The organism is Arthrobacter sp. Ha26, from assembly GCF_059091705.1.
In genome coordinates this window covers 45992-58549 of the sequence record NZ_JBNHGX010000009.1, presented here as the reverse complement: position 1 = coordinate 58549, position 12558 = coordinate 45992, and the positions used below count along the sequence as shown (strand labels likewise).

12 protein-coding genes are annotated in these 12558 nt (G+C 63.5%); 10 read left to right on the top strand and 2 right to left on the bottom strand.

All coding sequences use genetic code 11. The features are described from left to right. Positions 1-16: 16 nt before the first annotated feature. The 10 genes from AC5RVY_RS18155 (at position 17) to AC5RVY_RS18110 (ending at position 10093) form a co-directional block, all read left to right on the top strand. A complete protein-coding gene (locus tag AC5RVY_RS18155; RefSeq protein ID WP_493956092.1) occupies positions 17-928 on the top strand; it encodes an alpha/beta hydrolase in 912 nt (303 codons plus the stop codon). A 41-nt stretch (positions 929-969) separates the two neighbouring features. Beyond that, the gene (locus AC5RVY_RS18150; RefSeq protein ID WP_493956091.1) at positions 970-1881 is read left to right on the top strand and encodes a cyclase family protein; all 912 of its coding nucleotides are present in this window, start codon (positions 970-972) and stop codon (positions 1879-1881) included. Between the two features lie 40 nt (positions 1882-1921). Beyond that, entirely contained in the window at positions 1922-2701 is a 780-nt protein-coding gene (locus tag AC5RVY_RS18145; protein WP_493956090.1) for an SDR family NAD(P)-dependent oxidoreductase, read from the top strand. 90 nt (positions 2702-2791) lie between these two features. Continuing rightward, positions 2792-3973, top strand: a complete 1182-nt coding sequence (locus AC5RVY_RS18140; RefSeq protein ID WP_493956089.1) for an ABC transporter substrate-binding protein — start codon at positions 2792-2794, stop codon at positions 3971-3973. 26 nt (positions 3974-3999) lie between these two features. After that, a complete protein-coding gene (locus tag AC5RVY_RS18135) occupies positions 4000-4764 on the top strand; it encodes an ABC transporter ATP-binding protein (protein WP_493956088.1) in 765 nt (254 codons plus the stop codon). Position 4765: 1 nt separating this feature from the next. Then, the gene (locus AC5RVY_RS18130) at positions 4766-5536 is read left to right on the top strand and encodes an ABC transporter ATP-binding protein (RefSeq protein WP_493956087.1); all 771 of its coding nucleotides are present in this window, start codon (positions 4766-4768) and stop codon (positions 5534-5536) included. Continuing rightward, entirely contained in the window at positions 5533-6417 is an 885-nt protein-coding gene (locus AC5RVY_RS18125; protein WP_493956086.1) for a branched-chain amino acid ABC transporter permease, read from the top strand. Before AC5RVY_RS18130 ends, AC5RVY_RS18125 begins: the two co-directional genes overlap by 4 nt. Further along, on the top strand, positions 6414-7559 hold the full coding sequence (locus AC5RVY_RS18120) for a branched-chain amino acid ABC transporter permease (protein WP_493956085.1): 1146 nt from the start codon (positions 6414-6416) through the stop codon (positions 7557-7559). Before AC5RVY_RS18125 ends, AC5RVY_RS18120 begins: the two co-directional genes overlap by 4 nt. A 254-nt stretch (positions 7560-7813) precedes the next feature. Beyond that, positions 7814-9319 (top strand): NAD-dependent succinate-semialdehyde dehydrogenase, encoded by a 1506-nt coding sequence (locus tag AC5RVY_RS18115; protein WP_493956084.1) that lies wholly within the window; start codon positions 7814-7816, stop codon positions 9317-9319. Between the two features lie 255 nt (positions 9320-9574). Beyond that, positions 9575-10093, top strand: coding sequence for an acyl-CoA thioesterase (locus AC5RVY_RS18110; protein WP_493956083.1), 519 nt, complete (start codon positions 9575-9577; stop codon positions 10091-10093). Between the two features lie 405 nt (positions 10094-10498). On the opposite strand, the gene AC5RVY_RS18105 is transcribed toward AC5RVY_RS18110, so the two are convergent. Both AC5RVY_RS18105 and AC5RVY_RS18100 read right to left on the bottom strand, forming a co-directional pair. Next, positions 10499-11530: an SGNH/GDSL hydrolase family protein gene (locus AC5RVY_RS18105; RefSeq protein WP_493956082.1), complete on the bottom strand. Its 1032-nt coding sequence runs from the start codon at positions 11528-11530 to the stop codon at positions 10499-10501. A gap of 26 nt (positions 11531-11556) precedes the next feature. After that, complete coding sequence (locus AC5RVY_RS18100) at positions 11557-12486, bottom strand: IclR family transcriptional regulator (protein ID WP_493956081.1); 930 nt, start codon at positions 12484-12486, stop codon at positions 11557-11559. Positions 12487-12558: the final 72 nt, after the last annotated feature.

The following is a 12558-nucleotide window of genomic DNA, read 5'->3' as shown; positions in this document are numbered from 1 at the left end:
GGAAAGGACGAAGGACATGACGAATCAGCAGCAGGATGCGATGGCGGATCTCTACCAGCGATGGGGCAACCGCATGGCTGCAAACCCCACCATGGACATGGAGACCATCCGGGACATGTACGACGGGTGGGGTCAGGTCACCGCAGAACCGGAAGGTGTTACCTACCGGTCCGCCGACATCGACGGGACTCCGGCGATCTGGGCCGTTCCCCAGGACGCCGCGGCGGACAGCGCCATCATTTATGCCCACGGAGGTGGCTACATCGGCGGGTCCCCGCGGGGCCACCGTAAACTCGCCGGCCATATCGCGAAGGCCGCGGGCGTGCCAGCGGTCGTCTACGAATATCGTCTGGCCCCGGAGTTCCCCTTCCCGGCACAGCTGGAAGACACACGCAAGGTCTTCGACTGGGTCCTTGCTCAGGGGATCCCGGCGTCTCGAACTGCACTCGTCGGGGACTCCGCTGGCGGCGCGATCGTGACAGCGACAGCATTGCAGATCCGGGACTCGGGAACTGCCCAGCCTGGAGCGGTCGTTGCCCTTTCGCCCATGTACGACCTGGATGCGACCGGGGAATCCATGGACCTCAACGCGGAATTCGACTTCCTGGCGGACAAGACGCAGATCGAATCGATAGCGACGTTGTTCCTGGGAGAAGGCGGATCTAAGGACGCTCCCTACGTCAGCGTGCTCAACCATGACCTGGCCGGGCTGCCTCCGACCTACCTGGCCGCCAGCGGACACGAGATGCTCCTCGATGACTCGCGCCGTTTCGCGGAAAAAGCCAGGGCAGCCGGAGTGGATGTCCAGCTCGAAGTCGTTCCAGCCATGCAGCACGTCTTCCAGTTCATGGCCGGCAATGCTCCCGAAGCGGACCAGTCCGTGCGGAACATCGGCGACTTCCTGCGCCAGCGCTTGGCAATCGGCTAAGCACTAAGTACCTCTTCAAATTCAGCCCAAGGAAGGCCACCATGAGTGAGGCACAAGTCAACACAGCGGCCGGTCTGGACAATTGGGGGCGCTGGGGTGAGGAGGACGAGCGCGGTGCCCTGAACCTGCTCACACCCGAACTGGTACTCAACGCCACATCGATCCCACGCGCGGGCAAGGTCTACTCCCTGTCGATGCCCATCGAGCGCAGCGGACCGCATCTGGACTACCGGGGAGCCCCGCAGCGACTAACACTGACCAACCACAGCGACGAGACCATGTTCGTCGACGGGTTCGGCGGCAAGGTCGGCGTCGGCGCCAACGAAGACATCGTGGTGATGGGCACGCATACCGCTACCCATATGGACGCCCTCTGCCATGTCTACGCCGATGGCGCTGTCTACAACGGCCGCCCGCACGACGGCATGTCTTCATACGGCGGCGCCAGGCACAGCGGCATCGAAAAGGCCGGGAGCATCGTGGCGCGCGGAGTGCTGATTGATGTCGCTGCGGCCAAGGGGGTGCCTTACCTGGACTTCGGCTACGCGATCACTGCCGAGGATCTGGAATTTGCCCTCGAGCACCAGGGGATCCAGCTCCGTCGCGGTGACGCTGTCCTCATCCGTACCGGCTGGCTCGAGCTGTTCCTGGAGACCAACGAGATGCGCCTGGACCAGCCCGGGCTCTCCTTGGAGGCGGCACGGTTCCTGGCGGAGAAGGACGTCGCCATTATCGGCGCCGACAACACATCCGTCGAGGTCCAGCCCTGGAGTGAGGGCGTGTTCCTCGGCGTACACATCGAGCTCCTCGTCAAGCGGGGGATCCATCTGATCGAACACGTAGTGCTCAGCGGGCTCTCGACGGACAAATGCTACGAGTTCCTCTTCGTCACGGCTCCTCTGCGGATTGTCGGCGCCACTGGCAGCCCCGTCAGTCCGATCGCGATCGGCTGACCGGCAGCCAGCGGCTGAACCAAAGTTGGGAGAAACTGCAGTGCAACCTCATGGTGCAAGCTATCCGGAACTCGCCGGAACGACTGCGGTGGTCACCGGCGCTGCCCGCGGCATCGGCCAAGCACACACCATCGCCCTTGTGCGGCAGGGCGTCAACGTAGTCGCGGGGGACGTCAACCTCGAGTCAGTGTCCAAGACAGCGACGCGGATCAACACCGACTACGGAGACGTGGCATCTGTCATCCCGGTTCGCATTGACGTCTCTTCCCGGGAGGACCACACGGTCTTGGCCGAGCGCGCCCTGCAGGAATTTGGCCAGCTCGATCACTGGATCAACAACGCCGGCGTCTTCCCGCAGGGCCCCGTCCGGGAGATCACGGCACGGGAATTTGATACGACTGCGGGTATCAACGTCAACGGAGTTTTGTTCGGTGCCCAGGCTGCCTCGACGGCAATGGACGGCCGCGGCGGATCCATCGTTAATATGGCCTCCATTGCTGCCTTCACGGTCCGCAAGGGAAGCGCGGCCTATGCCGTGACAAAGGCGGCGGTGGATCACCTGACACGCTTTCTCGCCGTAGAGCTTGGACCCGAAGGCATTCGAGTCAACGCCATCGCTCCTGGGATCATCGAAACCCAAATGACGGCGTGGGTCCGCGAGAGCAAAAACGTCGAGGACGCTGTCCTGGAGACGATACCTCTGCGGCGCATGGGGCTTCCCGCCGATGTTGCTTCTGCGATGCTCTTCCTCGTGTCCGACTCCTCCCGCTTCGTCGCCGGCCACACGCTCGTCGTGGACGGAGGAGGACGACATCGGTAGGATTGGGACCTTCCATAAACGCTAATCATTATAATAATTAAGATATACAGTCTGCAGCATTCAAACTTACGTCGATGAGGACGGACGAAAATGAAAAAGAAGAGAACCCTGCACCAGATCATAGTGGGGCTGTCCGCCGCGGCACTGGTGCTGACGGGTTGCGCCAGCAGCACAGGGTCCGTTGCGGGCGGCGACAACAAGGAGATCGTTGTCGGGGCGCTCACGTCACTGTCGGGCGCAAACTCGCCCTCGGGCAAGAACTGGCTCGAGGGGTTCAAAATCGGGCTTGACCATGCCACCGGCGGAACGGGCAAGGTCAATGACACCAAAATCAAGGTCGAGGAGGTCGACGACGGCACTGACCCCAACAAGGCCATGACCGAGGCTACGGCCCTCGTCGGCCGCGGGGTAAAGATCCTTGCCGGCACCCAGAGCTCCGGCATCGCCCTGAGCCTGGCGAATTTCGCGCAGGAGAACGACATTCTCTACATCACCGGCAGTGCGAACTCCAACGCCATCACCGGGGTCAATAAAAACACCTTCCGCGGATCCCGCCAGGCCTCCCAGGATGTGGCAACCATCATCAATGGTCTCGGCGACACCGTCAATGGTGCGAAGATCGGCATCCTCGCGCATGACATCGAATACGGCAAGAGCCTGATTGAGACGACGAAGCAGATTGTCGGCGGCCGGGCGGCCTCCATCACCGAGGTGCTGGCCCCCTTTCCGACTGCCGATGTCGCCCCGTACGTCCAGCGCATTAAGTCCGGAGACTTCGACATCGTGATTCCGTTCTGGTCCGGCGACGTCACCCCGATGTGGCGGGCACTTAGCCAGCAGGCCGTCTTTGATCGCTCCAACGTCATCTCCAATATCGGCATGAGGCCCACCTGGCCGACGTACGCGGAGATCACCTCACCGAACTTGTCCCTGTTCACGTCCTACGTGGAAGGTGAAGTTGACAACGATGCCGCGAAGGCGCTGGATGCAGGCGTCAAGGCACTGGGTCATGAAGTGGACTATATCCATGCGGACGGGTTCCTCGCAGCCCAGATGGTTGTTCACGCCATCGGCCACAGCGGCGGAGATACCACCGCCAATATGGTCTCCGCTCTGGAGGACTACTCCTTCGACAGCCCCCGCGGAGCCACCACGATTCGTGCCAAGGACCATGCACTGATCGCCCCCATGGTCCTCATGCACTTTGATGCCGGGAAGGCCGTCGTGGACAAGGTTATCCCTGGCGAGGCCGTCGCCCCGTCCCTGCCGTAGTCCCGCACGTCAACCGAAGGAAAACAATGAGCCCCGTAACGACGGACCAGATTCTGGCGACGGACAAACTCTCGTGGAGTGTCGGAGGAATCGATATCATCCGCGGCGTTTCCCTCCGGATCCGTCGTGGCGAGTTCCTCTCGGTCATCGGACCGAACGGCGCCGGAAAAACAAGCCTCATCAACTTGATTTCCGGCGTCGTCCGTCCGACGGGCGGGGCCATCCACTTCGGAGGCACGGACATCACGCGGCACGGCCCTGCGACGCGGGCCAAATCCGGCATTGCCCGGTCGTTCCAGACGTCCAGCGTCTTCGCCGGGCGGACCGTCCTTGAAAACGTCAGGCTGGCCGCCCAGGCAAGGATTGGCGGCAGCGGATCGCTGATCCGCAGGCCCCGGCCCGATGACGAGGCAACCAGGCTGGCCTCGGCGACACTGGGGCGCTCCGCGCTTGGCCACGTGGCCGACAAGTTGGCGGGCGCGCTGACCCACGCCGACAAACGCAAACTGGAGATGGCCTTGCTGGCGGTCCAGCGGCCTTCCTTGCTGTTACTGGACGAACCGACCTCCGGGGCCGCGGCCGAAGAGATCGATGTGCTCATCGACATTGCACGCGACATCCACAGCGGAGGCAACACCGTGGTCATGGTCGAACACCACATCGAACTGGTGGCCAGCATCTCTGACCGCATTGCCGTCATGCACAACGGCCAGCTGCTGATGGTCGACACGCCGGACGTCGTCCTTGCCGACCCGTTGGTCAAAAAAGCGTATCTGGGAGAGGGACTGTGAAATGACAAGCAGCGAGACGTTGAAACCGCCTGTGACCGAAACGGCGGCCGCCCTCACGGTCAGGAACCTCGATGTTCACCGTGGTGAGGCCCATATCCTGCGCGATGTGTCTTTTGACGTCCCCCGAAACTCCGTGACCGCTCTCCTGGGCCGCAACGGGGCAGGGAAAACGACAACGCTTCTGGCCCTGGTTGGTCTCCTTGCATCCAAGGGCAGTCTCGTGATGGGTGGCGCGGACCTCCAGCCGCTCAAGGTCGATGAACGGGTCCGCCGCGGGATCGGCTACGTCCCCGAAGACCGCGAAATCTTCCCGGACCTGACGGTGGCAGAAAACCTTCGCCTGGCCATGCGGGGCCCGGACTCCCCGGACCGCCTGAAGGAAGTGCTTCGCCTCTTCCCCATCCTGTCTGAACGAGCCCAGCAACGAGCCGGAACGCTTTCCGGGGGGCAGCAACAAATGATCGCGGTCGGCCGGGCGCTGCTTAACGACAACGAAATCCTGCTGGTCGATGAGCCGAGCAAAGGGCTGGCCCCGGCCGTCGTTACAGAGGTTGTGATAGCCATCGAGCAGGTCAAAGCCGCCACAACAATTCTTCTGGTCGAACAGAACCTCGCTGTAGCCGCGAGGCTGGCCGATTACGCCGTCGTCTTGGACCAGGGGCGGGTTGTCTACACCGGGACCATGGAGGATTTCACCAGGGACACCGAAGCGACGTCCCGCTGGCTGGGCGTTGACATCAAACCGAAGTCCATAGAGGGCCGCAAACCATGACTGACGTAATTTCATTGTTGATCTCCGGGCTCGGACTGGCCGGCATCTATTTCCTCCTGGCCTCAGGCCTCTCGCTGATTTACGGCCTGATGAGGGTCCTGAACCTCGCCCACGGGGCAATCTTCGCAGTAGGGGCGTTCGTGGGTTGGGCGGTCCTCGCGTACCTGCCGATCGAACCTGACTGGCTGCGCTTCGTGGTCGCACTTCTGCTGGCGGCCGCCGTCGGGGCGGCTCTGGGTGTCCTCATCGAACGGGGGCTGCTCTCGCACCTGTATGGACGGCCTTACGCGCAGATGCTGATCACTCTTGGGCTGGCTTTTGCCGCGACGGCTTTCCTCGGAGGGTGGCTGGGCCACGATCCGCTGACGCTGCAGCAGCCGGTCTGGTTCGACCAGATCACAGTCATCGCCGGCAGCCGGGTCGTCAACAGCCGGCTGGTCATCGTGGCCATCGCCCTGGCGATCTTCCTTGCCACCGTGGTGTTCCTGCGGCGCTCCAAACATGGCCTGATCATCCGCGCCGGCGTCAACAACCGTTCCATGGTCCAGGCCCTGGGAATTAACGTGAACAAGTCGTTCACGCTTTTGTTCGCCATCGGCTCAGGGCTGGCCGGGGTCGGCGGGGTACTCGCCGGAGTGTTCTTCGGAAGCATCAACCCCGGTCTGGGCACCCACCAGTTGATCTTCGCCTTCATTGTGATCATCGTCGGTGGACTTGGCTCCCTTGAGGGGACGGCCCTGGCGGCGCTGGTGGTCGCCATCCTCCAGCAATTCGTCAACTACTACGGCCCGCCAGGTGCCGGTGACCTGATTACTGTTGCCCTGCTCGCCGTGATGCTTTTGGTCCGCCCGCGGGGCCTGCTTGGAAAGGTTGCGGCATGACACACACCATAGCCAGGTTTGCTCCGCTCACGGTCGTCGTGGCCCTCTTCATGGCCCTCCCGTTCCTGCCCGACCTCGTCATCCCCGTCATTCTCGATGGGCCGATGGGTTCTCCGGGAATCAAGCAGATCATCGCAATCGGATTGGTTTTTGCTGCCCTGGCAATGACCTTCGATCTGCTCTTCGGCTACTCCGGAATGTTGTCCTTTGGACACACGCTGTGGTTTGCGCTCGGGCTCTACTTGCCCGCGGTCTTCATGGTGCAGCTCGGTATGGGGTTTTTTCCCGCTGTTCTGGCCACATTGGCAGGCTGCCTGCTCCTGTCCCTCCTGGCCGGCGCCGTGGCACTGCGGACCTCGGATATCTCCTTCGCCATGGTGACCATGGCGTTTGCCCAAGCCTTCCTGATCTTCGTCGAGCGCAATCCGACCAAGCTGTTCGGGGGGGACGAAGGTGTGAGGGTCCCCGGTTCAATGTTGCCCGAATTTGCACGCGGGGTCGGCGGCATCGGCACGACGTACTGGGTCGCTCTGGGGCTCGCCGTAGGGGTATATCTGGTGCTGCGGCAGGCGGTTGGTTCCCGTGCCGGCCACGTCCTGCAGGGCCTAAAGGAGAACCCGCTGCGCATCGAACTCATGGGGCTGAAGACTTACCGCTTCCGGCTGATGTCCTTCAGCCTGTCCGCCGTTCTGGCGGCGCTGTCGGGTTGCGTCTACCTCCTGGTGGTGAAGTCCGCCAACCCGGGCATCGCGGGAACGGATTTCGCGCTGTTGATCATGGTCATGGTCGTGTTCGGCGGACCAGGCCGGCTGTGGGGCGCCGCAATGGGCGGATTCCTCTACGGCGTTGCCAGCATCCGCCTGGGCAGCATGAGCACTGCGTCGATAGGGGAGGGGATTCCGCAATGGATCGCTGGCCCCCTGCAGGAACCAACCTTTTGGATCGGTATCGCCGTGGTAGTGATGATGCTGCTGGCACCGGAGGGCCTGGCCGGGCTCATCGAAAAAGCGGGAGGACGGCTGTCTGCCCTGATCGCCGGTGCCCGTGGGGATACGCCGCGGGGACCCCGGCAGCCGGATCACCCGGTAGGTCCCGGAGCCCGCGGGGAATCGTTCGTTACCAGCTCAACCGGCGGCGGATAGCACCGGAAGGTGAGCGAGGACGGTGGCTCTTGCGCCCATGGGGCAGGTCAGCATTGCCCAAGCGCCGCTGTGGTAATGCAAGAACACCTCCGTCGCCCACTTTACAGCCGCACACTATGTCTCGATTGCTTCCTACACTCGCTAATCTGAACCACTAGCAAAATGCCAGCAGCTTACAGCTGCTTATTCAATCTCCTATTGTTTGGTCCAGATCAGGCTTCTGACACCCGCCAAAAAAGCTTAAGGACTCCTTCATGACCGCTTCAATTGCGCTCTCTCCTGCCGGCACGCCCGAGCGTGAAGCTGCATTCCTTGCCTCTGTGCCCACCGGTCTGCTGATCGGGGGGCAGTGGCGGGACGCGTCCGACGGCGGCACGTTCGATGTCCATGATCCCGCCACCGGGGAGGTGCTCGCCACCCTCGCCTCGGCGACCAGCGGGGACGCCGTCGCCGCGCTCGACGCCGCGGATGCCGCGCAGGCGTCCTGGGCGCGGACCGCACCACGGGTGCGGGCCGAGATCCTGCGCCGGGCCTTTGACCTGGTCACCGAACGCGCCGAGGACTTCGCCCTGCTGATGACCCTGGAGATGGGCAAACCCCTGGCCGAAGCCCGCGGCGAAGTCACCTACGGCGCCGAGTTCCTGCGCTGGTTCTCCGAGGAAACCGTCCGCGACTACGGCCGCTACCTCACCACCCCCGAGGGCAAAAACAAGATCCTCGTCCAGCACAAACCCGTCGGACCCTGCCTGCTCATCACGCCGTGGAACTTCCCGCTCGCGATGGCCACCCGCAAGGTCGCCCCCGCCGTCGCCGCCGGCTGCACGATGGTGCTGAAACCCGCGAAGCTCACCCCGCTCACCGCCCAGTACTTCGCGCAGACGATGCTCGACGCCGGCCTGCCCGCCGGGGTTCTGAACGTCGTCGCCTCCTCCTCGGCGTCCGGGATCTCCGGGCCGCTGCTGAAGGATTCCCGGCTGCGGAAGGTCTCCTTCACCGGCTCCACCCCCGTAGGCAAACGCCTCATGGCCGACGCCGCTCAGAACGTGCTCCGAACCTCCATGGAGCTCGGCGGGAACGCACCGTTCATCGTGTTCGAGGACGCCGACCTGGACAAAGCCGTCGAGGGGGCCATGGCGGCCAAAATGCGGAACATGGGCGAGGCCTGCACCGCCGCGAACCGGTTCCTCGTCCACGAATCCGTCGCCCAGGAATTCACGGCCAAGTTCGCCGCCGCCATGAGCGCCCTGAACGTTGGCCGAGGCACCTACCCCGGCACCCAGGTCGGACCCCTGATCGACGCCGGCGCCCGCGATGACGTCCACGCCCTGGTGGCCGCCGCCGTCGACGCCGGCGCCACCGCCCTCACCGGCGGCTCACCTCTTGACGGGGCGGGCTACTTCTACCCGCCCACCGTGCTCGCCAACGTCCCGAACGACGCCGAGATCCTCCGCCAGGAAATCTTCGGCCCGGTCGCTCCCGTGACCACGTTCTCCACCGAGGAGGACGCCATCCGGCAGGCCAACGCCAGCGAATACGGCCTCGCGTCCTACCTCTACAGCCGCGACCTCAACCGCCTCCTGCGGGTGGCCGAACAGATCGAATTCGGCATGGTCGGCTTCAACGCCGGCGTGATCTCCAACGCCGCAGCCCCCTTCGGCGGAGTCAAGCAATCAGGGCTCGGACGCGAAGGCGGCACCGAAGGCATCGCCGAATACACCACCACCCAATACATCGGCATCGCCGACCCCTACACGGACTAATCCGAAACCTGTTAGTCGCCGCCACGTGCGCGTAGGTATCGAGGGCTGCCAGGAATAGCAAGAGCTGTCAGACCTGTGGTCTGAGCAAGAAACAGGAGAAATCCTCGATGAAATATCCGGATTTGGCGGGAAAGTCCGCATTCGTGACCGGTGCGGCCAACGGGATGGGGGAATAGTGAGAGGGTCCCTTGACGACAAGCCTGCCCTCATCGATCAACAAGACCAACGAGAACGTGAAAGTTTAGGAGATGCCCATTGACGGCCAGGATCTTGACCAACCTTTCCCAACACCCGGAAGCATCCATATCTATAGAGCTACGCGTTGATGACGTCAATGTGGCGGGTCATGTCGGGAACACCTCTTTGCTCCGGGTCATCGATGAGGCCCGCAATCGATTCCTCGGATACTCCGCCACCGGGCGCTCCGGCCGGGGCGGTGGGGTACTCGAAGGCCTTGGAAAATCAGTCCGGAATGTGATTGCTCAACAGACCATCGAGTACCGGACCGAAGTCTGGTACTCACATCACCCTGTGGTTGCCAATATGTGGATTTCGCATATTGGAACAAGCAGTTTCGCCCTTGCAACCGCCATCTACGCGGACGAGGATGAACCAGCCGTATTGGGCGAAGCCACATACGTACTGTTAGCGGCCTCGGACGGCCGTCCCTGGCCCATGGATAGAGTCACAAAGGACCGTCTCTCTCTGTTCGCAGGCCAGCCGCCCCAGCTCCGGCAGCGCCGCTCAGCGGCCGCACATACTGTGGTCAGTTGATCAGCCCGTCCTGCAATCCTGGACCTAAGTAACCGCCGCGACGAGCACCCGCCGCTGGGCGTTTTCAGGACCGCAACTTATGCGCCCTGAAGCACGCGTAAGTTGTCGCTTTAGCTAGGGGCCGCTCCCCCTGCCCGGATTCAATCGCCGCTAATGGATCCTAGGTAGTCCCTGCAGCGTGAGTTCTAAAGGTGTGCTGAGTCGGGGTCCGCCCGTGATCTCCGGCGACCGTAAGGATGCGTCGCGGGACACCCCGGCAGCCGGATCACCCGGCGGGCCCAGGAGGCCGGCGGGGGAATCGGCCGTTCCAGCTCAACCGGCGGCGGATAGGACCGGGAAGGGGACTGGCCGGCGTGACTGCCCGGGCGGAAGCAACGACGGCGGATCTCCCTGCCGCTGCTCCTGTCAGCTTCGCTCGAGCGCCGCTGTGACCGCCCGGGCCATTGCCTGCGCTATCACGGCATGACCCTCATCGCCGGGATGAATCCCATCGACCAGCTGGTCTTCGGAGACAAGGTCCTTGCCTGGGACCAGGTGCAGCCGGGATCCGCCGGGGCACTCGGCGTAGTTCATGACCGCCTGCTCGAGGGCCGTTCGCAGTTCGGCAAGGGTGGCGCCGGCGGCATTCGGGGTGGACTCCGCTCCGGGCCGGATGATGGGACTGAGTACAACAATGGGAATCTTCGGCTGCCCCCCGCTCACCGTATGAAGGAACAGCCGCATGAGTTCGGCAATGTAAGGTCCGTCCATAGGGATCTGGGACCAGCAGTTCGTGCCCCAGGCCAGCGATATGACGTCGGCCTGGGTGGAAGCCACGAAGGAGGCAGCAGGCAGCTCGCCGCGGGCGGCGCCGGCGAAGCCCAGGTTACACACCTCCAGGTCCGCCAGCCGGCCGGCGGCAGCCGGCCACGCACGGCCGGGATCGGATGCGCTCCAGCCCTGCGTTATCGAGTCACCATATGCCACCCAGCGACGTTGCGCCGGGGCCGGACCGATCTTCCCGTCGACCGGCTCGATGCCGAGCAGTTGGGGTGTATAGCGTTCCGGCACATATACCTGGACGCGCGCTGACGGGTCCCGCACGGGCAGGGGGATGCGCGCAGTCCCCTTCCAAGAGGCTTCCACCGAGACCGCACCGTAGTGGGTTCCGTCCACCCACACCGAAAAACATCCGTCCTCCGCGGGTGTGGCCAACGGATGAGCCGTCCCTGTCGCGAATGACACCTCGACAGCTTCGGCGTTGCCGGTAAACTCAAGCCGCACCCCGGCGGGAACCTGTGCCGCGAACGAGGTGTCGCAGGCAAACCTTTCCATGGCCTCGAGGGGGACCCGGGATGAGGGTACGCCGGATGGGCGTGCGCTGCCATCGGAAATCGGGGCGGCAGCCGGGTCCTGCGGTCCAGGTGCGAACCCGCGGGTCAGGGTCGTGATGTGCATGGCTGGTGTTCCTTGGGTTCAGGGGGTTAAGTGCTGGCTGCCGAATAGGTGTCCGCTGCTGCGTTGGCCCCGAACGCTGGCCAACGTCCTCCGATGTCGCGGGTGACCGCCCTGCTGGACACCAGCATTTCCGCACAGAGGCGCTTGAGATCATCGCCGTGGATACCGTCAATCCCATACAGCGTCATGGCGAAGACCACCTGCCCGTCCGGGCCGAAGACCGGGGCAGCCAGGTTGGCCACGTCATAGCTGGAGTCCGGATCGATCTCAGCCAGCGAATAATTCTCGGTTTGTTCAGGAATGGTGCTCTGCAGCCGTAGGTGGAACTCCTCGTCACGGTCGGCCCGGTGAGCGGATTCGTTGATCAAGGAGATAACCGCGTCGACGGCGCGGCTTCGGAGCCCTACTGCGACGCCGCGGTCCCGCACACGGTCCAGGGATGCGCGCAGCCCGGGCCCGTGCTTCAGCGCGCCGGCCGCCCCGAGTCGATCCGCCCAAGCCGCTATCTCCTGATCGGTCGCCCAGGCCAGAAAAACCTGACCAAAGGGTGGTATCAAAGGAATCCGCTGCCCGATCCAGGCCTCACGGGACTGGCCCGACGGCCGCCCCTCGATCGAAAGGATCAGGATGTCGTCACCCACGGCAGCACTGCCGATGCACTCGCTTCCGAGGGCAGCCAGGCGCGTGAGCTCGGGCCGTGCGGCCTCAATGACGGGGTGCCGCTGCGAGGCCGCGTGTCCGGCGGCAACAATGGCGGGTCCCAAGGCATAGGTGCGGTGACGCCGGTCCCGCACCAGATACCCGGACTCGGACAACGCCAGCAGGATCGAGGACATCGACGCCGGGCTCACGCCCAGGACCTTGGACAACTCGGAGAGCGTGAACGTCATCTGCGGGTGCCCCGTCATGTGGTTAACAACGGACATGGCACGAGCAGCAGCTGGGGCCGCCTTCATTTTCACTCACAATCACTAAGGGATATTGACTAACTCTATATATAGCACTAGCTTTTTTCTATGTCCTTTTAT